Source organism: Nocardia nova NBRC 15556 (genome assembly GCF_001613005.1).
GTDB classification, from domain to species: domain Bacteria; phylum Actinomycetota; class Actinomycetes; order Mycobacteriales; family Mycobacteriaceae; genus Nocardia; species Nocardia nova.
This window is the reverse complement of record NZ_BDBN01000086.1, coordinates 20,352-42,248: the sequence shown is the minus strand read 5'-3', so window position 1 is coordinate 42,248 and position 21,897 is coordinate 20,352. Positions and strand designations below refer to the sequence as shown.

Annotated in this window: 19 protein-coding genes and 1 riboswitch; of the genes, 5 read left to right on the top strand and 14 right to left on the bottom strand. The window is 68.4% G+C overall.

The genetic code is table 11. The features are described 5' to 3' along the window. Positions 1 to 23 precede the first annotated feature (23 nt). Together mbp1 and NN2_RS28840 are read right to left on the bottom strand one after the other, a co-directional pair. Complete coding sequence (gene mbp1, locus NN2_RS28845; protein WP_030515620.1) at positions 24 to 278, bottom strand: microaggregate-binding protein 1; 255 nt, start codon at positions 276 to 278, stop codon at positions 24 to 26. A gap of 105 nt (positions 279 to 383) precedes the next feature. Then, complete coding sequence (locus NN2_RS28840) at positions 384 to 908, bottom strand: DUF6328 family protein (protein WP_063017586.1); 525 nt, start codon at positions 906 to 908, stop codon at positions 384 to 386. A 62-nt stretch (positions 909 to 970) separates the two neighbouring features. Between NN2_RS28840 and NN2_RS28835 the strand changes: the two genes are divergently transcribed. Further along, a complete protein-coding gene (locus tag NN2_RS28835; RefSeq protein WP_063017585.1) occupies positions 971 to 2,026 on the top strand; it encodes an AraC family transcriptional regulator in 1,056 nt (351 codons plus the stop codon). 85 nt (positions 2,027 to 2,111) lie between these two features. Beyond that, complete coding sequence (locus NN2_RS28830; RefSeq protein WP_063017584.1) at positions 2,112 to 3,812, top strand: FAD-dependent oxidoreductase; 1,701 nt, start codon at positions 2,112 to 2,114, stop codon at positions 3,810 to 3,812. On the opposite strand, the gene NN2_RS28825 is transcribed toward NN2_RS28830, so the two are convergent. The 5 genes from NN2_RS28825 to NN2_RS37480 all read right to left on the bottom strand — a co-directional run bounded on the left by NN2_RS28825 (position 3,805) and on the right by NN2_RS37480 (position 9,672). After that, a complete protein-coding gene (locus NN2_RS28825; protein WP_063910904.1) occupies positions 3,805 to 5,622 on the bottom strand; it encodes a glycoside hydrolase family 15 protein in 1,818 nt (605 codons plus the stop codon). The genes NN2_RS28830 and NN2_RS28825 overlap by 8 nt on opposite strands. A 102-nt stretch (positions 5,623 to 5,724) precedes the next feature. Further along, positions 5,725 to 7,254 (bottom strand): catalase, encoded by a 1,530-nt coding sequence (locus NN2_RS28820; protein WP_063017579.1) that lies wholly within the window; start codon positions 7,252 to 7,254, stop codon positions 5,725 to 5,727. A gap of 73 nt (positions 7,255 to 7,327) precedes the next feature. Beyond that, positions 7,328 to 7,651 carry a hypothetical protein gene (locus NN2_RS28815; RefSeq protein WP_227462835.1) on the bottom strand — a complete coding sequence of 108 codons (324 nt, stop codon included), beginning with the start codon at positions 7,649 to 7,651 and terminating at the stop codon, positions 7,328 to 7,330. A 113-nt stretch (positions 7,652 to 7,764) separates the two neighbouring features. Next, complete coding sequence (locus tag NN2_RS28810) at positions 7,765 to 9,471, bottom strand: NRAMP family divalent metal transporter (RefSeq protein WP_063017608.1); 1,707 nt, start codon at positions 9,469 to 9,471, stop codon at positions 7,765 to 7,767. Positions 9,472 to 9,525: 54 nt separating this feature from the next. Then, the gene (locus NN2_RS37480; RefSeq protein WP_156511499.1) at positions 9,526 to 9,672 is read right to left on the bottom strand and encodes a hypothetical protein; all 147 of its coding nucleotides are present in this window, start codon (positions 9,670 to 9,672) and stop codon (positions 9,526 to 9,528) included. Between the two features lie 258 nt (positions 9,673 to 9,930). Beyond that, a riboswitch (M-box (ykoK) riboswitch) is annotated at positions 9,931 to 10,102 on the bottom strand. A 282-nt stretch (positions 10,103 to 10,384) separates the two neighbouring features. Between NN2_RS37480 and NN2_RS28805 the strand changes: the two genes are divergently transcribed. Next, positions 10,385 to 11,095 carry an MgtC/SapB family protein gene (locus tag NN2_RS28805; protein WP_062963286.1) on the top strand — a complete coding sequence of 237 codons (711 nt, stop codon included), beginning with the start codon at positions 10,385 to 10,387 and terminating at the stop codon, positions 11,093 to 11,095. 41 nt (positions 11,096 to 11,136) lie between these two features. Next, entirely contained in the window at positions 11,137 to 12,375 is a 1,239-nt protein-coding gene (locus NN2_RS28800) for a serine hydrolase (protein ID WP_231982791.1), read from the top strand. 44 nt (positions 12,376 to 12,419) lie between these two features. On the opposite strand, the gene NN2_RS28795 is transcribed toward NN2_RS28800, so the two are convergent. Then, positions 12,420 to 14,753 (bottom strand): heavy metal translocating P-type ATPase, encoded by a 2,334-nt coding sequence (locus tag NN2_RS28795; protein WP_063017577.1) that lies wholly within the window; start codon positions 14,751 to 14,753, stop codon positions 12,420 to 12,422. A gap of 186 nt (positions 14,754 to 14,939) precedes the next feature. On the opposite strand from NN2_RS28795, the gene NN2_RS28790 reads away from it, so the two are divergent. Beyond that, positions 14,940 to 16,022, top strand: coding sequence for a substrate-binding domain-containing protein (locus NN2_RS28790; protein ID WP_063017576.1), 1,083 nt, complete (start codon positions 14,940 to 14,942; stop codon positions 16,020 to 16,022). On the opposite strand, the gene NN2_RS28785 is transcribed toward NN2_RS28790, so the two are convergent. The 6 genes from NN2_RS28785 to NN2_RS28765 all read right to left on the bottom strand — a co-directional run bounded on the left by NN2_RS28785 (position 15,962) and on the right by NN2_RS28765 (position 21,881). After that, positions 15,962 to 17,404, bottom strand: a complete 1,443-nt coding sequence (locus NN2_RS28785; RefSeq protein ID WP_146098651.1) for a hypothetical protein — start codon at positions 17,402 to 17,404, stop codon at positions 15,962 to 15,964. The genes NN2_RS28790 and NN2_RS28785 overlap by 61 nt on opposite strands. Positions 17,405 to 17,720: 316 nt before the next feature. Further along, complete coding sequence (locus NN2_RS37475; protein WP_156055636.1) at positions 17,721 to 17,876, bottom strand: hypothetical protein; 156 nt, start codon at positions 17,874 to 17,876, stop codon at positions 17,721 to 17,723. A 210-nt stretch (positions 17,877 to 18,086) separates the two neighbouring features. Beyond that, positions 18,087 to 18,464, bottom strand: a complete 378-nt coding sequence (locus NN2_RS28780; protein ID WP_063017571.1) for a DUF5313 family protein — start codon at positions 18,462 to 18,464, stop codon at positions 18,087 to 18,089. After that, positions 18,457 to 18,933, bottom strand: coding sequence for a MarR family winged helix-turn-helix transcriptional regulator (locus NN2_RS28775; RefSeq protein ID WP_030515606.1), 477 nt, complete (start codon positions 18,931 to 18,933; stop codon positions 18,457 to 18,459). Before NN2_RS28775 ends, NN2_RS28780 begins: the two co-directional genes overlap by 8 nt. 328 nt (positions 18,934 to 19,261) lie before the next feature. Next, positions 19,262 to 20,269, bottom strand: a complete 1,008-nt coding sequence (locus NN2_RS28770; RefSeq protein WP_082857351.1) for an oxygenase MpaB family protein — start codon at positions 20,267 to 20,269, stop codon at positions 19,262 to 19,264. A gap of 355 nt (positions 20,270 to 20,624) precedes the next feature. Beyond that, complete coding sequence (locus NN2_RS28765) at positions 20,625 to 21,881, bottom strand: TetR/AcrR family transcriptional regulator (RefSeq protein ID WP_063017599.1); 1,257 nt, start codon at positions 21,879 to 21,881, stop codon at positions 20,625 to 20,627. Positions 21,882 to 21,897 lie beyond the last annotated feature (16 nt).

Sequence of the window (21,897 nt, the reverse complement as noted above, 5' to 3'; positions counted from 1 at the left end):
GGTTCCACTACTTACGTCGACCGTCAGGAGCCGCCCTTGTCCTGGAAGGCCTGTTGCCGTTTTTCCTCCACACCGGCTTCCGCACGGTGCTTCTCGGCTTCGGCTTCCTTCTGGGCGGCCTCGCGCTGCGATTCGGCGCGGCTCTGCTGAGCCTTGCCCTCCTCGCGCAGCTCGTCCTTTCCGAATACCTGACCGGCGGCCTCCTTGGCCTTACCCTTCGCGCCTTCCACGACGCCTTCGAGACCTTCGCGGCCTCCGCCCTTCTCGTGCTCCGACAAGGGATTCACCTCCAACACGTCGAAATCACTGACATCGGGCGCGATACCCGGCGACCCCGGCACGAAACGCCCGCCGACCGCTATTTCGGGCCGCTGTGGGCGCCCTCACCGCGTCTGGGCGCCGCGCCGCCGCTCCCGCCACGGATGGGCGAACCAGGTCAGGATAAACAGCACCGCGAAGCACACACCGATGACGGTGGCGGCGACCGCACCGGCCACCGTGTCGAAGATCAGCACCGCGACCCCGGTGAGCGCGATGCCGAGCAGCGCCAGCCCGACCAGCGCGAAGGTGTGGGCGGTGCGCACCACGCTGCCCAGACGATGCTGCCGGAACAGGATGCGGTGGGCGGCGACCGGCGCGATCAGGAAGACCGTCGCCGCGATCGAGGCGGTCACGACCGCCAGGTACAGCCCGCGCATCGGGGTGGACACCGTGGTGAACCTGGCCTGGAACGGCAGCGTCAGCAGGAAGCCCGTCAGCAGCTGCACACCCGTCTGCACCACCCGCAATTCCTGAATCAAACTGGTCAGATTGCGGTCCAGCTGTTCGGTTTCCGTCTCACCACGGACCTCGCGGTCCCATTCCCGATCGCGGTCTTCCCGGCCGCCGGCGGACTGCGCCTGCTCCATCCGACAACCCTATCCCGGGCGGATCGTCCCGAGAGATCAATAGTTTCGGCCATAATGGTGCCATGCACACCGTCGAGGCGCCCGAGGTCCGCACCTGGAATTTCCCCCGCGGGATCGCCAGCGTCGCGGTGATGATCGAATTCGCCACCGAACACGGGGTCGACAGCGCACGGCTGCTCGCCGGATCCGGTATCGCGCCGGCCACGCTCACCGACCCCGGGGCACAGATTCCGGCCGAGGCCGAACTGGCGGTGGTGCGCAATCTGGTCGCCGAACTCGGCGACATCCCCGCCCTCGGCGTCGAGGTCGGGCGGCGGTACCGGCTGAGCACCTTCGGCATCTTCGGCTTCGCCTGTGTCACCAGTCCCACGCTGCGCGAGGCGATTTCGCTGGCCATGCGGTACTACCGGCTCGGATTCGCCTTCTGCACACCGATCGTCGAGTATCGGCGCGACGATGTGATCGCCTGGATCCATCACGAGCTCATCCCGCCGGATGTGCAGACCTTCCTGGTGGAGCGCGACATCGTCGCCATGCATCGGGTGATGGCCGATCTGCTCGGCCACGACTTCTCCTTCGCCCGCATGGAATTCGGCTACGACGAACCGCCCTACGCCGACCGGCTCGAAGCCGTGCTCGGCGCGCGGCCGCGCTTCGGGCGCGCGCACACCATGTTCACCGTCGCACCGGAGATCCTCGCCCAGCCGCTACCTCAGGCGAATCAGCAGACGTGGGCGGTCTGTATCGCTCAGTGCCGGGATCTGGTGCAGCGCCGCAGCGCGCGCACGGGTATCGCGGCCGAGGTCCGGGAACGACTGCTGCCCGGCAGCGGCGCGACCGGTATCACCACGCCGCCGCCGATCGAGGCGGTGGCCCGGGAGCTCAACATGAGTGTGCGGACGCTGCGCCGCCGCCTCACCGAGGCCGGGACCAGTTACCGGGCGCTGCTCGACGAGGTGCGCCGCGCGCTCGCGCAGGAAATGCTCTCGGGGACGCCGCTGACCATCGACGACATCGCCATCCGGCTCGGTTACGCGGAGGCGACGCCGTTCATCCACGCCTTCAAGCGCTGGACCGGAACGACTCCGGCCGCCTACCGGCGTGACCGGAAGTATTGATTTTCTGGCCGTCGATCTCTGCGCCCACCCCCTGATCTGCCCATACGGTACGAGGGGACGATCGGGACCAGGAAAGGGCGCGGCGATGGGGTTCGACTACGACGTGGTAGTCATCGGGTCGGGATTCGGCGGCAGCGTGAGCGCGCTGCGCCTGACCGAGAAGGGCTACCGGGTCGGCGTCCTCGAGGCCGGCCGCCGCTTCGCCGACGACGAATTCGCGAAGAACTCCTGGCGGGCGCGGCAATTTCTGTGGGCGCCGCAGCTGGGATGTTTCGGCATCCAGCGCCTGACCCTGTTGAAGGACACCTTCATCATGAGCGGCGCCGGTGTCGGCGGCGGCTCGCTGGTGTACGCGAACACCCTCTACGAACCGCCCGCGAAATTCTTCGCCGACTCGCAATGGGCCCATATCACCGACTGGGGCGCCGAACTGGCACCGCACTACGACCAGGCCAAGCGCATGCTGGGCGTCACCACGAATCCGGCGACCACGGCCTCGGACCGGGTGCTGCGCGAGGTGGCCGAGGAACTGGGCGTCGGCGCGTCCTTCCGGCACACTCCGGTGGGAGTCCTGTTCGGCGGCAACGGCACTCGCGCCGGACAGGAGGTGCCCGATCCTTACTTCGGCGGTGTCGGCCCGTCCCGGCGCACCTGCACCCACTGCGGCGAATGCATGACCGGATGCCGCCACAACGCCAAGAACACGCTGGTGAAGAACTACCTGTATCTCGCCGAGAAGGCCGGGGCCACCGTGCATCCGCACACCACCGTGGTCGATGTGGTGCCGCTGCCGTCGGGCGGGTACCGCGTCGACACCGTCCGCACCGGACGCTGGGTTCGCAAGGCGCGCCGCAGCTTCACCGCCGAACAGGTGATCTTCGCCGCGGCCGCGCTCGGTACGCAGCGGTTGCTGCACCGGCTGCGCGACCGCGGGTCGCTGCCGCACATCTCCGCGCGGCTCGGCTATCTGTCGCGCACGAATTCCGAAGAGCTGCTGTCGATCCGGAGCCGGCGATCCGACACCGATTTCACCAAGGGGGTGGCCATCACCTCCTCGATCCATCCCGACGCCGACACCCATATCGAACCGGTGCGCTACGGCAAGGGCAGCAACGTGCTGTCGCTGATGACGACGGTGATGTACGACGAGGACGGCCGCACCTCGCCCGCCCGGCTGTGGTTGCGCGAGAACTGGCGGCGCCGCCGCGATCTGGCGAAGGTGCACAACCCGCGCCACTGGTCGGAGCGGATGATCGGCCTGCTGGTGATGCAGTCGGTGGACAATTCGCTCACCACCTACACCGAGCGCGGCCTGTTCGGCCGCCGGATGACCACCAAACAGGGTGAGGGACAACCGAATCCGACGTCGATCCCGGCCGGGCACGAGGTCGCCCGCCGCGTGGCCGACAAGATCGACGGCATCGCGACCGCCGGCATCACCAGCCTGTTCGGCATTCCGATGACCGGACATTTCATCGGCGGCTGCGTGATCGGCGATTCCCCGGAGACCGGTGTCGTGGATGCCTATCAGCGCATGTACGGCCATCCGGGCCTGCACATCGTCGACGGCTCGGCGATTTCGGCGAATCTCGGCGTCAATCCGTCGCTGACCATCACCGCACAGGCCGAACGAGCGCTGGCGCTGTGGCCCAACAAGGGTGAGCCGGATCAGCGGCCGGCGCTGGGTTCGCCCTATCGGCGGCTGGCCCCGGTCACCCCCAAAGCGCCCGTGGTTCCCGCCGACGCCCCGGGTGCGCTGCGGCTGCCGATCGTCGACATCACCTAGTCCGCGGCTGATCCGGCCGATCCGTACTCGCCACTACCGCCTCCGACGGCAGTTCGGGCGCGAGCGGTCCCAGTCGCAGCGAGGATTCCAGCAGCATCGCGTGCACGAACGCCTGGGGCAGATTGCCGCGCAACTGCCGCTGGGTGACATCGAACTCCTCGGCGAACAGCGCCGGGGTGCCGCACGAGGAGCGGTTGCGTTCGAAGAAGCGCATCGCGGTCACCGGGCGGTCGAGCTGGGCGGCCGCCATCGCCATCGTGAAACCGCACAGGAGGAACGCGCCTTCGCTCACCTCGAGCGGGCGATCGTCGTGGCGGTAGCGGTAGACGCAGTAATCGGTGGTCAGATCCCGCTGCACCGCGAAGAAGGTGGCGGCGTAGCGCGGATCGGAGACCGGGATCGCACCGCGGATCAACGGCAGCATCAGCGCGGCGTCCACACCGGGCTGATCGGGGGCGCGCTGCCAGCGGCCGGTCGGATGCACACCCGTGCGGGCCGCCTCGGCCACCAGCGTATCGGCAAGCGCACTGCAGTAGGCGGTATCGGCGCCGGTGTCCGGGCAGGCCGCGACCGCGCGCAATCCGGCCGCGCAGATCAACCGGGAATGAGTCCACAGCCGATCCTCGATCTCCCAGATACCGGCGTCGGGGCGGCGGTAATTGGCCGCGATCGCGGAAACCGCGATATCGACCGCGCGGCGATGATCGCCGCCGAGCCGGCCGTGGCGCGCGGCCGCGGCGAACAGCAACAGCGTCTCACCGAAGGTGTCGAGCTGGAACTGCCCGCGCACCCGGTTGCCGATCACCGGCCGGGCGCCCGGATATCCGGGGAGATCGATATCGCGCACCGCCGGCACGCTCTTCCCGTCGACGGTATAGGCCGGGGCCAGTGCGGGACCTTCGGTGAGCAGCCGGGCGGCGGTGAACCCGACCGCGTCGTCGAGCAGCGGATGCGGACCGGCGACGGCGATCGCCTGCCCGGCCAGGCATTGATCGCGGATCCAGACGTAGCGGTAGTCGTAGTTCTCGCCCTGGTCGGCGCGTTCGGGCAGGCTGGTGGTGGCGGCCGCGACCATTCCGCCGGTATCGGCGGTCATCCCGCGCAGCACCGCGAACGCGTGGGCGCTGTCGCGGGGCGCGGCGCTCGCACCGAAATCCGGGCGGTCGCGCCGCCACGCGTTTTCCGTTGCCTCCCAACAGGTATCGGGGTCGGGCAGCTCGCCGGGCAGGCCCTGGTCGGACAGTTCCAGAATCAGATCGTGACAGCGCCCGGCCGGAATCTGGAGGTGATCGGTCCACCCGCGGTCGGGTCCTCTCGGATCGAGTTCCGCCTTCGGCGCGCCGGTCCACCGCATCCGCAGCGCGCCCGCATGGGCGGTCCACACCCCGTCCTCGCAGTGCGGCCGACGGACCGATTCCGCGCCGAATCGCGCCATCGGCCGCAACACCACGTCGACCTCGGCGTCCTCCTGGACCGCCACGATCCGCCGCATCAGGATCGCGCGATGCCGGTCGCCGGGAAAGGCCAGCGCCTCCCGGCATTCGATCACCGCCGACCCGGACAGCCAGCGCGAGCGCCAGATCAGCGTGCCCTGCTCGTAGTAGCCGCCCCACACGAACCGGCTCGCGGGGGTGACGGCATACATTCCGGAACCTCCGAGCAGGGACGCGAAGACCGCGTCGCCGTCCCAGCCGGGCAGGCACATCCACGAGATGTCACCGCGCGGCCCGACCAGGGCGCCGCGCTGACCGTCGGCGATGAACGAGTACTCCCGCAGGACGTGGGGGGCGGCAGCGGAGTTCGCGATCATGGTTGGGAAATACCACGATCGCGGACGGTTAACCGCCCGCTCGCTCCCCTCGGCCCGGGCGGCTCCCGGCCGAGGGGGCTCGTGTTCGTGCGGACGGTCCGGTCAGGCCTTCCGCTGCGCGGAGGACCGGGCGGGATTGCCCTGACCGGCCGCTTTCGGATCCTTCTCGTCCTGTTTCGCCCGGACGCCGGATTCCACCCGGTCGCCCAGATCCTTGTCCACATTGCGCCAGTATTCGAAGGCGCGCGCCAGGACCGGCTCGGACACACCGTTGAGGAGATGGCCGACGATGTTGTCCACCAACCGTTCTCGTGCCGCGTCGTCGAGCACCTGGCGGACCAGTGTGCCCGCCTGACCCCAATCGTCGTCGTCGCGGCGCAGCGTGTAGGCCTCGCGCACCATTTCGCCGTCGGTGTACCAGCCGGCGGTCGGACCGGCCCGGCCGGGTTCGGCGTGCGGTCCACCCTTGGAATTCGGCACGTAGACCGGGTCGCCCGGATTGTGGTGCCGCATGTGGCCGTCCTTGGTGTAGGAGTGCGACGGCGACTTCGGCGCGTTGACCGGCAATTCCTTGTAGTTCGCGCCGATCCGGTAACGGTGGGCGTCCGGATACGAGAACCACCGGCCCAACAGCATCTTGTCCGGGCTCGGTCCCGTTCCCGGCACCGCGTTGCTCGGCTCGAAGGCGGCCTGTTCGATCTCGGTGTGATAGTCGGACGGGTTGCGGTTCAACGTCATCCGGCCGACCTCGTAGAGCGGATAATCGCCGTGCGGCCACACCTTGGTCAGATCGAACGGGTTGAACCGGTAGGTTTTGGCCGCCTCGAACGGCATGATCTGCATCTTCAGCGTCCAACTCGGGTGGTCCCCGCGCTCGATCGCCTCCCACAGATCCCGGATGTGATAGTCGGTATCCATCGAGGCCATCTGATCGCCCTCGTCCTGGGTGAAGAACTCCACACCCTGGTCGGTGATGAAGTGGTACTTGACCCAGTGCTTCTCACCCTCGGCGTTGACCCACATGTAGGTGTGGCTGGAGTAGCCGTTCATGTGGCGCCAGGTGCGCGGGATACCGCGATCGCCCATCAGCCAGGTGACCTGGTGCGCCGACTCCGGCGACAGCGTCCAGAAGTCCCACTGCATATCGTGGTCGCGTAAGTTGTTGTCCGCCCGGCGTTTCTGCGATCGGATGAAGTCCTGGAACTTCATCGGATCGCGGACGAAGAAGATCGGGGTGTTGTTGCCGACCAGGTCGAAATTGCCGTCCTCGGTATAGAACTTCAACGCGAATCCACGCGGATCACGCCAGGTGTCCGGGCTGCCCCGCTCACCGGCCACCGTGGAGAACCGGGCCAGCATCTCGGTCCTCGCCCCGGGCTGGAACACCTTCGCGCAGGTGTAGGCGCTCATATCCTGCGTGACCTCGAAGACGCCGAACGCGCCGCCGCCCTTGGCGTGCGGCTGACGCTCGGGTACGCGTTCGCGGTTGAACGCGGCCATCTTCTCGATCAGATACGCGTCGTTGAGCAGGATCGGGCCATCGGGGCCTATCGTCAGCGAGTCTTCGTCGCTGGCCACCGGAATTCCGGCGTCGTCGGTGGTGAAACCGCCGGCGCGAGTCTTCTCGACCATCTCTCTCCTCTCCCGAATCGGATCGGTGCGGCGGTCTCGCCTCCGCGGCGGGCCCGCCGCGTTCACACGCTGATCAGTGCCCCTGTCGCTGGTGCGGCTCCCACTGGTCGCGCGCCTGCGTGCGCTTGCTCTCCAGCGCGATCCACGTCACGCCGCCGATGAGGCACACCGCGCACACCACGCCGGCCACGATCGCCCACCCGCCGAAGCCGTATCCGGCAGCGGTCAGCGCGAGCGCCAGCGCGACGAAGCTCAACGCACACAGGATGATGCCCGGAATGTTGTAAGTGTCCTCGATTCCCTCACCGGCATGCTTGCGCGGTGCTCGCAGCATCCGTCGCCGCTGCGCCTGCTCCTGCGATGTGCTTCCACGCGCCATCCGCGGGTCCGTCATCATGGGCACCTCCGTTTCCCGGTTGCGGCCGCACAGGGCACACTCCTCCCTGCTTGCAGGCGTACTACCCGGGTTGGGCGGTTCGAATCAGGCGAATCCCACCGGACCGGGGCCGTTCATCCGATGGATTCGACGATCTTGACCACGACCAGCACGACGGCCACCAGCAGATATCCACGCAGGGCGAGCATGCCCGCGGTGCGCAGCGGGGTGAACGACGGACGCTCGAGGGTGTGCAGCGCCGGAGTGCGGAAGGTGTCGCGGTCCCCGGCGAGTTCGGCGCGTTCGGAGCCGCGGTCCAGTTCCTGCACCTGACCGGGGTCGAGGTCGCCGAACCGGGCCGCGGTCGCCGCGGCGGAGCGGCGCCGCGTTCGCCCGTGGGCGAGCAGGGCGACCGCGCCCCCGGCCAGACCGGCGAGCACGCCCGCACCCAACCCGAACTCGAGGGTCCGGGTGCTCAGGCCCGGGAAGAACGTGGCGGCGGTGAGCGCGGCCGAGAGCAGCACCAGCGCCCAGACGATGATCGCGGCGCAGATGTTCTGCCGCAGCGTATTCACCCACGGGCCGAGTACGTCGCGGTCGTTGCACAGCAGCACCAGGAATACCGTCGCCGAGGGCAGCAGCACCCCGGCCAGCGCCTGCACACCCTGCGTGATCAGGCCCAGCACGTGGTCGGGGCTGAACGAGATCGCGGCGGCGACGGCCAGCAGGGCCGCGTAACCGGCGTAGAAACCGGGTGCCTCGGACACCTTCCAATGCAGTGAATGCCGCCGCCCGAGCGTATCGCCGAGGGTGTAGGTCGTCGCCAGACCGACCGCGTTGGCGCCGATCAGCGAGGCGTCGAGCAGGACGATCGCGAACAGCGCGCCGACCACCGGGCCCGCGTGGGCGCGCAGGCCCGCCGCGACCGCACCGGCGTCGGTGAAGCCGCCGACCGGACCGGTTCCCGACAGTCCGTAGGCGGTCGCGGCCATGATCGCGATCGCGCCGGCCATCACCACCACGATTCCCAGCCACAGGTCGATGCGCTCGTAGCGGATCCAGCGCGGGGTGATGCGCTTGTCGACGATGTTGGACTGCTGGAAGAACAGCTGCCACGGTGCGACGGTGGTGCCGACGATCGCCACGATGATCAGCAACAGGGTCGACGAGAGCCCGCCCGGCAGCGACGGGATCAGCCCGTGCCCGGTGCCCGACACGCTCGGATGGACCAGCAATGCCATCGGGAACAGCACGATGTTCACCGCGATGAGCGTCATCATCAGGCTCTCCCACCGCCGGAACGACCCGCCCGCGACCACGGCGAACAGTGCGACCGCCGCCAGCGGCACCGATACCGCCTTCGGCAATCCGAAATAGCTCAGAGCCATTGCCACGCCGATGAATTCGGTGACGATGGTCAGCGCGTTGACGACGAAGAGATCGCCGACGCTGAACGCGCCCCAGAACTTCCCGAATCGCGCGAAGATGAGCCGGGCATGGCCGACCCCGGCCACCGCACCGAGCCGCACCACCATTTCCTGGTTGACGTACAGCACCGGAATCAGCAGCACGAGCGTCCAGAGCAGAGCCATGCCGTAGTTCTGACCGGCCTGGGCGTAGGTGGCCACGCCGCCGGCGTCGTTGTCGCCGACCATGACGATCAGGCCGGGCCCGATCACCGCCGCCAGCATGCGCAATCGCTGCATCCGGCTGCGGCCGGCGAGGTCGTCGTGCTGCCGGATCACGCCCAGCGCGCCGACGATATCGCCGACGTGGGCGTGATCGGCGACAGCGCCGGGCGGTGTGGCCGGGGTTCGGGTGTCGTCGGAGTAGGTGGTCATCGCCGCGCTCGCTTCCTGAAACTCTGTGCTCACCAGTTGTTTTCGAGTTCCGGGCTAGTGGAGTGCGCCCGGGCGGCGTTCGAGGTGAGCGCCGAGCGCGGCGGTGTGCACGGGCGCCGAGGGACGGCAGGAACGCAGGTTGTGGCGCTCGAATTCGGTCAGGCGGCGGCCGGTGAGTCGACGGAAGACAGTGCGGTACATGGGTTCTCCTCAGAGGTGAAACCCGGCTGCGGGCAGCCCGCGGCACCCCGGAACCCCGCACCGGCGACGCCGATGCGGTGGATCGGGGGTGAGTTCAGGCGGACAGGCAGCGAGCCGGGGACGATACGGTTCGCGAACTCGGATACGGACTATCTCCGGATGGCATCGCCCCTCACCTCCTCGCTGCCGGGACGCACGCGCACGTCGTTGTTCTGGTGATCGGCACCACGCGAGAGGGAGACCCGCCCGAACGGCGGATACGCACCCCTCTCGTCAGAGCTTCGGCACTGTACGACGTATCCCCTTGCGGGAGAAGCCACTTCGGATCATCCCTTAATCCGGGAAGATCTGTCCTAACCCTGGGCGTCTCTCGACGTCGTCGGATCAGTGGCCTGTGTTCGTACAGGAGCCTCGCCTAGCGAGGTGCTGACTGCAAAAGAGTGAACCCGGAATTCGCGATTGTCAAATCGGCGGCCACCGGCGGGGTTGCCAGGATCCGATAGGCGGTGTTCACTTCCCTCCCGGCGCCGCTGGCCGGCGCCGTTCTACGCGGGTCGTGTCCCGGAAGGAGGTGGTCGCTGTGCCCGACGACAGTCATATACGTCGTTTTGCCAAGAATTCACTCGGCGACCATTCTCGTGTCGACGCGACCGTGCCGATGTCGCGGTAGCCTGCGCGCGCGAGTTCTCGCCCTCCATCGAAGGGTTGTCTCATGTCGACTTGGGAGATGCTGCTGCGCCTGGCCACCGGTGTCGGTCTCGGTGCGGTGATCGGTTTCGAACGGCAGTACCGGGCCCGGATGGCCGGATTGCGGACCAACGCCCTGGTCTCCGCGGGCGCGGCGTTGTTCGTGCTGCTGTCCGCGCACGGCTTTCACGGCGGCGCCGCCGATCCGACCCGGGTCGCGGCCCAAATCGTTTCCGGTATCGGCTTTCTCGGCGCGGGTGTGATCATCCGCGACGGATTGAACGTGCGGGGGCTCAACACCGCCGCGACACTCTGGTGCGCGGCGGCGGTGGGCGCGCTCTCCGGCGCCGGGATGTACGGCACCGCGGCGGCGGGAACGGTCGCGGTGGTCATCGTCAATATCGCGTTGCGGGCGGCCGGGCGAGCGGTCGACCGCCAGCCGGAATCGGGTAACGAGCAGCCAGCGCACTACGCGTTCACCGCCGTCACCGACGACGCGCACGAAGCGCATGTGCGCGCGCTGCTGGTCCAGGCGTTGACGCGCACGGACTTCCGGCTCGTGTCGGTCGCCAGCGCCAACGCCGAGGATGCCGGCCGGGTGGAGGTGCGCGCGGATCTGGTCGGCGATCAGCGCGACGACCGGCAGATGGAATCGGCGGTCAGCCGGCTGAGCCTGGAACCGTCGGTGACCAGCGTCGGATGGCGCACGGTCGAACCGGTCGCGCCCGGGCTGTAGCTCTGACCTGCACCGATGCCTTCGATCACTATGCTGACGCCGTGAGCAGTGTCGCCCCGATGGTTCCCGTACCCGCCGACCCGGACACCGTGACCGCGGTGGGCCCCGAGGACGACCCCACCGTGGTGGGTCTGCGCCGAGGCGACGTCGAGGCGGTGTGGGAGTCGGTCCGCGCGTGGTACCGGATGGGAACCACTCCGGCGATCCAGATCTGCCTGCGCCGCCACGGCGCGATCGTGCTGAACCGGGCTATCGGCCACGGCTGGGGTAACGCCCCCGGCGACGGACCCGACGTCGAACGCATACCGATCACCGTCGACTCTCCGTTCTGCGGTTTCTCCACCGCCAAAGGCGTCGCCGCGACGGTGACGGCGATGCTGATCGAACAGGGCGCCTTCGCGCCGGAAGACCGGGTGTGCGACTACATTCCGGAATTCGCCGCGCACGGCAAGGGCCGCATCACCATCGCCGATGTGCTCTCCCACGCCGCCGGGGTGCCGTTCATGCCGGCGGGCTACCGCGGCTTCGACGCCGTCGTCGACGAGGAGGTCGCGGTGCGGGCGCTGACCGAGTTGCGGCCGAGTTGGCCGCCCCGGCGGTTTCGCGTCTATCACGCATTGACCAGTGGATTGATCCTGCGTCTGCTGGTCCAGCGCGCGACCGGCAAACGGATGCGCGACCATCTCGCCGAGCAGGTGCTGAATCCGCTCGGTTTCCGGTGGACGACCTTCGGGGTGAGCCCGGAGGACGTCGACCGGGTGGTGCCGAGTGTGCGCACCGGACCGCGACCCTCCCGGGCCTGGTCGGTGGTGGCCGGCAAGGCACTCGGCGGTGGAATGAGCGCCTCGACCTCGGCGGATTCGGTGCGCGCGTTCCTCACCGCGGAGCTTCCCTCCGGCAATCTCGTGACCACTGCCGCGGAACTCTCGCGCTTCTACGAAATCCTTTGTCGCGGTGGGGAACTCGACGGCGTGCGGATCCTGTCTCCCGACACTCTGCACAGCGCGATCGCACCCGCTCCCCGGATCCCCGGCATCGCCGGCCGGGTCAGTCGAGCCGGCTTCGAGCTGGGCGGGCGGCGGTCGAAATTCGGCGCCCACACCGAAAAGCATTTCGGCCGTAGCGGATTGACCACCCAGTACGGCTGGGCCGACCTCGACCGCGGACTGTCCGGCGCGATTCTGACCAGCGGTAAGTCGACCGTGGACACCGAGCGGCCCTGGCAGTTGTGCGCACAGATCTCGGCGGTCGTTCCCCGCTCGCCCGTCGCCCGGCCGTAGCGGCGGCATCCTCGCGGCTCCCGGCCGTCCGGCCGCTCCGGGTCTCAGCCCTGCGGCTCGGGAAGCCGAAGTCGTTTGAGCGACACCGCGTTCAGCGCGACGATGATACTGGATCCCGACATGGTCAGTGCGGCGATCTCCGGGCGGAGGGTGAATCCGAAGGCCGGTTCGAGCACGCCGGCCGCGATCGGGAGTGCGACCGCGTTGTATCCCACCGCCCACGCCAGGTTCTGATGCATCTTGCGCAGCGTGCCGCGGCCGATCCGTAAGGCGGTGGGCACATCGAGCGGGTCCGATCGCATCAGCACGACATCCGCGGTGTCGATGGCCACGTCCGTGCCGGCCCCGATGGCGATGCCGAGGTCGGCCCGTGCCAGCGCGGGCGCGTCGTTCACGCCGTCGCCCACCATCGCGACTTTCCTTCCGCCCGACTGTAATTGCGCGATGGTGTCGGCCTTGTCGCCCGGCAGCACCTCCGCGATGACGGTATCGATGCCCAATTCGGCCGCGATACGATCGGCCGTGGCGCGATTGTCGCCGGTCAGCATCACGACTTCCACACCCAGATCGTGCATTTCGCGCACCGCCGCGGCGGCGGTCTCACGGGGTTCGTCGGCGATCCCGACCACCGCGACCGCCTTGTCGTCGACCGCCACCAGCACGGCGGTCTGCCCGCCGTCCGCGATCCGGGCCCGAGCGTCGGCCAATTCGCCGAGTTCGATCCCCTCCCGATCCAGCAGTCGCCGGTTGCCGACCACGACACGCTGCCCGTCGACCGTCGCGACGGCGCCGTGTCCCGGCACGTTCTCGAACTTCTCGGCCCGCGCCGGCGCGGCGCCGCGCTCCTGCGCGTAGCGGACGATCGCCTGTGCCAGTGGGTGTTCCGATTCCCGTTCGACCGCGGCCAGCGCCGCGAGCAGCCGGGGCGAGGGCTCCGCCGCCGCGGTCACGAATTCGGTGACGGCCGGTTCGCCCTTCGTCAGCGTGCCGGTCTTGTCCAGCACCACCACGTCGACGCGCGCCGCCGTCTCCAGGGCCAGCGCGTTCTTGAACAGCACGCCCCGGCGAGCGCCCAGTCCGGTGCCGACCATGACGGCCGTCGGCGTGGCCAGGCCCAGGGCGTCGGGGCAGGTGATCACCACGACGGTGATGGCGAACAACATGGCCGTGGCGAAGGTGGCTCCGGCGAGCAACCATCCCGCCAGCGTGACCGCACCGCCGATCAGTGCGACCAGTACCAGCCAGAACGCCGCGCGGTCGGCCAGTTTCTGGCCCGGCGCCTTCGAATTCTGCGCCTGCTGAACCAGATTCACGATCTGCGCCAGCGCGGTGTCGGAACCGACCTTGTCCGCACGCACGCGCAGGGTGCCGTCGACGTTGATGCTCGCGCCGATCACCGGAGCACCCGGTTGCTTGTGCACCGGCAGACTCTCCCCGGTCACCATCGACTCGTCGACGTCGCTGTCGCCGTCTTCCACGACGCCGTCGACCGGGATCTTGGCGCCCGGCCGCACCAGCAGCAGATCACCGACGGCGACCTCGGCGGTGGGAATCTCCACCTCCTCGCCGTCACGCACCACCACCGCGCGCGGTGGCGCGAGGTCGAGCAGCGTGCGGATGGCGTCGGTGGCGCCGCCCCGGGCGCGCATCTCGAACCAGTGCCCGAGCAGCACGAAGGTGGCGAGCATGGTCGACGCCTCGTAGAAGACCTCGCCGCCGCCGGTCAGCGTGATCGCGAGCGAATACAGCCATCCCGCCCCGATGGCGACCGCGACCAGCACCATCATGTCGAGGGTCCGCGCCCGCAGCGCCTGCCACGCACCGGTGAAGAAGATCGTCGACGAATAGCCGATCACCGGCAGACTCAGGATCAGCGCCCACACATCCTGGCGTAGCCCGAACGGCACCGGCAGGTCGATGCCGAACATGTCCGTCGCCATCGGTGACCACACCATGACCAGCACCGAGAACACCAGCGCGACCAGAAATCGGTTGCGCATGTCGGCGGCCATCGCGGCCATCGACATGTCGTGGTGGTCGTGGGTGCCGTGGTGATCGTGCCTGGGCTCCGCGGGTTCGTGCCGGTGCGCGCCGTCGGGACGAGACGGGCCGGACGGCTCGGCCAGCGGATCGCAGACGTGCCGGGGAACCGATCGGCCGGAGCAGTGGATCCCGCAGTCGCGCAACCACTCCCGCAAATCGTGGACCGAGGTCCGGCCCGGGTCGAAGCTGACCGTCGCGGTCTGGGCGGCGGGATTGACCGTGGCCTCGAGCACGCCGGGGCGGCGTTGCAGGACCCGGGTGGCGACCTGCCGCCGGCTCGCCCAGTGCAGGCCGTTCAGATCCAGTACCACGGTTTCATGGCCGTTGCCGTCCATGTGCACGACTCCTCTCGACAGGCCGAGCGATTACCACGACCATATACCCACAGGGGGTATATGCCAAACGAGGCCCCTTCACCAGCCCTGGAAGGTCGCCGCTCGCCACCCACACGGGCCGTCGTTAACATGGTCGGCTCGGGGGCGACTATTCGGCGATGGACGTTTCGGGCGGCGGAGGTTCCGGTGAGGATTTCGAACTCCCGCGGCGGGCGCGACACCGTCGATATCGCGCTGGTGGTGCCCGGTAGCGGACCGGCGGGCCTGTTCGGCCCCTCCTGTGAGGCGTGCGCCGCGCTGGCGGTGGAGGACATCAATCGCGCGGGCGGAATTCTCGAGCGGCCGGTGCGATTGCACACGGTCGATTCGGGCGCACCGCTGCCACTGCTGGCCGAACGAATCGATCGCATGATCGGCACCGGCGCCGTCGACGGCGTGGTGGGCTGGCACCTGTCCAATGCCCGCCGGGTGCTGACGCCCCGCACGGCAGGGCGGGTCCCGTACGTCTACACCACGTTCTACGAGGGCGGCGAGAATTCCGACGGCGTGTACATGGTGGGCGAGACGCCCGATCATCAGCTCTTTCCCGCGCTGCGCTGGCTGCGCACGGAGCAGGGCATCCGCCGCTGGTGCATCGTCGGCAACGATTACGTGTGGCCGCGCGAAACCGCCCGGGTCACCCGCGAGGCGGCGGCATTCGGCGACATCGACATCGTCGGCGAGGCATTCGTCCCGCTCGGCAGCCGCGCCTTCGGTCCGGCCCTCGACCTGATTCGCCACTCCTCGGCGCAGGGGGTGCTGCTGTTGCTGGTCGGCGCCGACTGCGCGGCGTTCAATCGCGCCTTCGCCCGCGCGGGTCTCGACGAGCACCGGTTGCGGCTGAGCATGATGATCGGCGAGGACGTCCTGTTCGCGGGTGGCCCGGACAGCACCCGCGGATTATTCACCGCCTCAGGCTATTTCGAGAGTGTGGTCTCGCCCGAGGCGATGGATTTCGGCAGCCGCTACACGGCTCGGTACGGCACCTTCGCACCCGCGCTGAACAATATCGGCGAATCCTGTTACGAGGGCCTGCTGCTGTTCGCCTCGCTGGCGGAGGCGGCGCGCAGCCTCGACGTGCGCGCCATCGAACGCCATGCCGCCCGGGTTCGCTACGGCGGCCCGCGCGGTGAGGTGAAGGTGCGCGGCGCGCACACCACCCAGCCGGTCTACCTCGCCGATGCCGACGGCGTCGACTTCGCGGTGGTGAGCGAATTGCGCCGCGCCTGAGCCGGATTCGGCTTCTCCGCGCTGTCGGCGGCGTGCCGGCCGAAGGGATCGCCCGGCCGCAGCCGCCCGATGAGCAGCGCGATGGCGGCGCACCCGATGCCGATCCCGGCCGCGACGAGTCCCGGCACCGCGGTGACCGCGGCCTCCGCACTGCGGAACCAGGTATGCGAATATTCGATCCGGCCGAGGTCGCGACCCTGCAGAGCCACCCCCGCGGACGGCACGAACAGGATGACGATGCCGACGACCGCACTGGTCGCTCGCGGGCCGATGGCACATCCCAGCGCATATCCGGCGACCACCGCCAGTGCGATACAGCTCGGCACTGTTACCGCCGCGGTCGGGACGTCCACCAGCGACGAGCTCACCGCAGCGGCGATGGACAGCGCGACGGATCCGGCGACAGCCTGCAACGGCAGGCGAATGCGCCATCCGGCGTAGAGGCCGGCGCCCGCGGCCGCGACCACCAGCACGGTCGACCAGGCCGGCCGCGGAACGGTGAGCAGGGCCGACCCCGCGGAAGCGAAGGCCACCATCACCACCACCAGCATTCCGTCGCGTCCGGGAAGCAGCAGCGCCGCCACCGCGGTCGCGAGCAGCAGGAGCGCCCCGCCCACCAGAATCGATACCAGCGCGCCGCCGCGGGCCATCCAGACGGAGGTCCCCAGCGTCGCCGAGACGATCACGACCGCCGACACCACCGGTTTCAGCGGTACCACCGCACTGTCGTCGGGTTCCGGTCGCTGTTCTTGGCGAAAGAGCAGGGCCGTGCCGAGCATCAGGACGAGTGCGACGACAATCATCCAGACCGGAGGCGCCCCGCGCATTATGCCCTCCCCCGCGACGGTGGAGGCGAAATCCGGCGCCTGGGTGAGGTCGGCGAACAGAATCGAAGCCAGCGCACCGAACAGATACCCCCCGGCAGGGGCTCGCCGATGCCACACCGCCGCGGCCAGACAGCCCAGGATCACTCCGGCGAGCATGGAGTCGACGTAGTTGAGCGTCGACAGGGTCCGGGTCTCCAGCTTCACCAGCAGGGTGTGGTTCACCAGCATCGCCGAGGTCGCACAGAAGACCGCGCACCAGGCCAGGCGGCTGCTGCCGATCGCCGCCGACACCGAGACCGCGATGACGGCGATCAGCGCGCCGGCGGTGAGGGCCAGCGGCATATTGAAGATCAGCAGGTCGACCTGCAGCGCCGATCCCGGCGACAGCCAGGATTGGCTGATCGGCATCATCATGGCCAGCCCGGCGATCGCGGCGCTGACGCATGCGGCCGAGGTTTCCACGGCCACTCGCAGCCATTGCGCGTCGGTGATTCCGGCCGACAACCGATGTACGTGCCCCCGGATATCCGGGGAACCGAAAGTCACAGCACTCATGCCGGACTCCGTCCCCAGCAGGTAGCGCCTGGTTGTGACTTCCCCGCCGATTCGTTAGCCGAATGATTGCGGGACCGACATTACCGGAGCACGAAAGCCCTCTTTCGGCATCTGATCACCGTCCAAGAGCGAAAATCGGCAATTCGATGATGATTTGCTAACGGTTCGGTCGCGGCGGATATAGGTTTCGTATCAATTCCCGCCGCGACCGCGTGTCCGCGCCCGTTCACCGCGATCGCCGCCGGTGCGCACGGGCGCGCCCGTTGCCGGATCGTGTCCGTGATCCCGGACTGATCGACTACGGGCGCCGTGTGGATTACCGGGCTATATCGTCGGCGGGCGCCTCCCCGCCCTCGGGTCCGGCCGAGGAACTCGCACTGCGAAACAGCGGACGATGCGCCACCCCGCCGGCAGGTGCCGGCGTCTCGATGGGTACCGGACTGTGGCTGAACAGATTCGGCTGCTCACTCATATCGGATGTCCTTCAGACTCTCACCATCGACGGCCCGTCCGGCCAGCGAATCGGCCGCACCGCTCGCGCGCACAGCGCACTGTGCGATTACCGACAGGACTTACAGTACACCCCCGATAACCGACCGCGGGCGCGACGAGCCGAGACCGGTCGTTCGCGTCGTGGCACGGAATCGGTTCGGCGGGCACACATTCCGCGACCGCGTGGGCGTCAGCCGCGGCCGTGCCGCAGTTCGTACTGCTCGCGTTCGGCCGCCGCACGCTCCCGTTCGGCGATGTCGGCCAGTTCGGGATCGAGCCCGTGCTTGAGCAGGCGGTGCCGCCGATACACGTACATCAGCGCGATGGTGAAGTAGACCAGCGGGACGTACAGCAGCGCCGCCATCGACAATCCGATCCACAGCGGGCCCGGGACCAGCAGGAACAGGCACAGTACGGGGATGATCGGCACCAGGAATCGCAGCAGGTAGCGGCGGGCGGCGCCCGGGCCGGTCAGATCGCGAAGGACCCACTGCTGCATCGAGGGCGGCAGCGTGGCGCCGCAGATATAGCGCACGCGCTGAACCGGATTCGGCTTCTGCTCACTCATGGGTAGCTCCCTGGATATCGGCGAGCGCGGCTCGCCGGGCGGCCTCGTTGACGCGGGTCAGTACCTCGCGCAGTTCCTCCAGATCGGCCAGGCTCACGCCCAGCCGCCGCACGACCGCCGGGGGGATCAACTCGGCCTGGCGGCGCAGCGCCCACCCGGCTTCGGTCAGATCGATCAGCAGTGTGCGTTCGTCGCGCGGATCACGATGGCGGGTGATGAGGCCTGCCGACTCGAGCCGCTTGAGCAGCGGAGACAGCGTGGCGGAATCGAGTTGAATCGCCTCGGCGATGGCCTTCACCGACATCGGAGCCTCGCCCCACAGCGCCAGCATCACCAGATACTGCGGATGGGTGAGCCCCAAGGGCTCCAGCAGCGGGCGATACACCGTCAGCACCGATCGGTTCGCGACGGCCAGGGCGAAACATACCTGCCGGTCCAGCCGCAGCGGATCGTCGACGTCGGTCGTCATGCCCACCTCCTCGTGTCGAGGCCAGATTAGCGTGCTAATAGTTAGTGCACAAACTATTAGTGCGCCATCACACACTCGGCGACGCGAGCGAGACGCCTAACTCACGTGAGGTGATGTACTGTTCGCGACGATCGACCGAGCTCGTGGTGCCCGTGGGTGTGATCGACCGGACCGTCCATCCGGGCTCGTTCCGTCGTGGTCCCCAGTTCCCGTCCGCATGGAGCGAGCCCGGATTTTCACAAGCGGAGGCGGAGAGGGCGGAGCCGAGTGGCCGGTCCGCCGCACCCGTCACGGTCGGCAATCACCGTGCCGCACCGGTGGATTCAGATCAGACGAGGACCTTCTGTTTGCGGATCCGACGCTGCACATCTCGCATCATCATCTTCGTCCCGGAGAACCGAATGAACTTGGGGATGAAGCGGTTCACAAATCCCACGAACAGGAACAGATGCTCGAATCGGCGCTGGTCGGCCGCGCTCCACTCCACGCCCATCTGTTCGCGGAAATGCGGAGGCAGGAAGCCGGCGGTCAGGAAGCGCAGCAGCCCGCCGAAGAGCAGTCGCATGTACCAGTGGATCATCCGAAGATGCAGCAGGTCACCGATATACGCTCGGAAGGCGTCGTCGACGATCACCTGACGGCAGGCCTCGACCCAGTACTCGTCGAATTCGGCGCGCGTCTTCGGCCACATGTCGGGATGCACCTGCAGCGTGGTGCCGAAGGTGTCCGCGCCCTGATAGAACGCCTCGAGCTCCTCCGGTGACATCTTGCCGTTGATCAGCTGATGGGAGTCCTCGAAGCCGATGTAGATGCAGGCCGCGACATACAGCTGCAGATTGCGGTCGAAGGCGTTGTACTTCACCTTCGAGCCGGGTTTCGACCGCACCTGCCGGTGCGCGACATTCACCGCCTCACGGAACTCCTCCTTCTCCTCGGGCGTGCCGAGAATCGCCACCGCCAGATACGACGCCGTGGTGCGCAGTCGCTTCCACGGATGCACCATGAGCGCACCGGATTCCACGGTGCTCTCCATGACACCGGCCGCCACCGCGGGATGCGCGAACTGCATCGCGACGTTGGCCGCGGCGCCCGCGAACATCCAGAAATCCAGGGCGTCGGGCAGTTGCGCGGGGCGCTTGCGCGGTGAGCGATAGAAGTCCGGGATGTGAATGCGCGTCTGCTCCAGGGTCAGCGGCGGCGTCTGCGCGACGTCGGGCCGCACAGCTCGCTCGTCCTCCGCCCGGCCTCGCCCGACCGGCACGGATTCCTCCGGAACGTAGGAATCACTGTGCGGGTCGGTGTAATTCGGCTCCCAAGGCTGCGTTGCCGTTGTCATGCGAGTCCTCTCTCGGAACGTTTCGCCGGCGCGACCGGAGATGCGCCGGGCCCCGCGCTGCGGGGCGCGGGCGGTGCCGCCGGGATCGGCGGCACCATGCGACACGGGAGACCGAGGGGCCCGCCCGGCAGACCGGCTCGTCTCGGAGCCGACGCGACAACCACCGATGCGCGGTTACCGGCGCTCTCGCGGATTTCTCCCTCTGCCCCGGCGACACCCCCTCGTACACTCCTCAGGGTCGGCCCGGCCTCCATTATGTTACCCGTAATTCTCTCTCGATCAACGGGCCAATAACGAAATATCCCGTACTTGAAGCCGCATGCCGTCATCTAAGTTGTCACATATTCAAGAACCGCTACGCCTGTCGCGCAAGCCGTCCGAACAACGTCATCTCCATCAATCCGATCACCTGGGCTCGAGGGCAGATCTGCTGGTCGTTGCCGAACAGCCGCCCCAGACCGACGACGAGGCCGAATCCGGCATGGACCAGGATGCGGGCCTGCGCCCGCGCCAGCTCGGGCCGCGCATCGACCAGCAGTTCCACCCATTCGGCGACCACCAGCCGCTGGATATTGCGCAGCACCGTGCGCTCGTAGGCGCCGACATTGCCGAATTCGGCGTAGTAGACGAACGTCAGCTCGCGCTCGGCGAACGATCCCTCGACATAGAGGTCGATCAACCTCGCCAGCGCCTCCTCGGAGGTCTGTGACGCCTCCACCGCGGGTGCGATCGCGGCGGCCATCCGGTCGGCCACCCGCCGGAATGCCGCCGCCAGCAAGGCATCCTTACTGCGGTAGTACCGGTACACCGCCGAGGCCGCCGACAGTTCGGCCGCCGCCGCGATCTCCTCCACGCTCACATTCGGATAGCCGCGCTCGTGGAACAGCTCGACCGCCTTGTCGAGCAGCACCCGATGTTTGAACGATTGCGGAATCTCGTTCGCTCGCACAGGTTCCGGTGCGTCGGCGGCCACCGGCAGGTCGGCGCGGATCAACGACCACGCGGCCTCGCTCAGCAGCACCGCGAGCGATTTCGCCGGCAGATGCGCGTGGTGGTCGCCGATACTGCTCACCACACTGAAGATCGCGACGGCACGCACCAGGCCCGCGCGGCGGGACAACTCCGGGCGCAGTTCGCCGATCAGCGCCCGCAGCGCGGAGATCGCGGTCTCGAACCGTTCGTCGAAGGTCCGGCGATCGTCGCGATCGAGGTAGCGCGCCTCCCACCGGGCCAGCGCGGCCGTGGGGCGATTGGCGATGGTATCGGCCACGATGGCATCGATGACGAGTCCGAGTCGCGTTTCGGCGCTGTGGCTCTGCGCCTCCGCGGGCAGCGTCACCGCGGTCACCGCGGCTGTGGACAAGCGCAGCAGCTCCTCGCGGAACAGCGCGTACTTGCTCGGATAGTGCCGGTACAGCGCGGCCGAGGAAATCCCCAGCCGGGCGGCGATGTCCTCCATGCTCACGCCGTGATAACCCAGCGATCCGAAGGCCGCCGCCGAGGCGGAGGCGATCTGCGCCCGGCGGTTCTTGGGCCGGCGGCGGATCACACGCTCGGGGTTGTGCGTGGCCGGCGCCGTCGCCTTCGCACGCCCGTCCTGTGCGCGACTCACATTGTCCGCCAATTCT

What these genes read in the sequence shown, in the direction of transcription:
- NN2_RS28840 (WP_063017586.1), bottom strand. Translation starts at nt 908, where the DNA reads ATGGAGCAGGCGCAGTCCGCCGGCGGCCGGGAAGACCGCGATCGGGAA.
- NN2_RS28835 (WP_063017585.1), top strand. Translation starts at nt 971, where the DNA reads ATGCACACCGTCGAGGCGCCCGAGGTCCGCACCTGGAATTTCCCCCGC.
- NN2_RS28830 (WP_063017584.1), top strand. Translation starts at nt 2,112, where the DNA reads ATGGGGTTCGACTACGACGTGGTAGTCATCGGGTCGGGATTCGGCGGC.
- NN2_RS28825 (WP_063910904.1), bottom strand. Translation starts at nt 5,622, where the DNA reads ATGATCGCGAACTCCGCTGCCGCCCCCCACGTCCTGCGGGAGTACTCG.
- NN2_RS28820 (WP_063017579.1), bottom strand. Translation starts at nt 7,254, where the DNA reads ATGGTCGAGAAGACTCGCGCCGGCGGTTTCACCACCGACGACGCCGGA.
- NN2_RS28815 (WP_227462835.1), bottom strand. Translation starts at nt 7,651, where the DNA reads ATGATGACGGACCCGCGGATGGCGCGTGGAAGCACATCGCAGGAGCAG.
- NN2_RS28810 (WP_063017608.1), bottom strand. Translation starts at nt 9,471, where the DNA reads ATGACCACCTACTCCGACGACACCCGAACCCCGGCCACACCGCCCGGC.
- NN2_RS37480 (WP_156511499.1), bottom strand. Translation starts at nt 9,672, where the DNA reads ATGTACCGCACTGTCTTCCGTCGACTCACCGGCCGCCGCCTGACCGAA.
- NN2_RS28805 (WP_062963286.1), top strand. Translation starts at nt 10,385, where the DNA reads ATGTCGACTTGGGAGATGCTGCTGCGCCTGGCCACCGGTGTCGGTCTC.
- NN2_RS28795 (WP_063017577.1), bottom strand. Translation starts at nt 14,753, where the DNA reads ATGGACGGCAACGGCCATGAAACCGTGGTACTGGATCTGAACGGCCTG.
- NN2_RS28785 (WP_146098651.1), bottom strand. Translation starts at nt 17,404, where the DNA reads ATGAGTGCTGTGACTTTCGGTTCCCCGGATATCCGGGGGCACGTACAT.
- NN2_RS37475 (WP_156055636.1), bottom strand. Translation starts at nt 17,876, where the DNA reads ATGAGTGAGCAGCCGAATCTGTTCAGCCACAGTCCGGTACCCATCGAG.
- NN2_RS28780 (WP_063017571.1), bottom strand. Translation starts at nt 18,464, where the DNA reads ATGAGTGAGCAGAAGCCGAATCCGGTTCAGCGCGTGCGCTATATCTGC.
- NN2_RS28775 (WP_030515606.1), bottom strand. Translation starts at nt 18,933, where the DNA reads ATGACGACCGACGTCGACGATCCGCTGCGGCTGGACCGGCAGGTATGT.
- NN2_RS28770 (WP_082857351.1), bottom strand. Translation starts at nt 20,269, where the DNA reads ATGACAACGGCAACGCAGCCTTGGGAGCCGAATTACACCGACCCGCAC.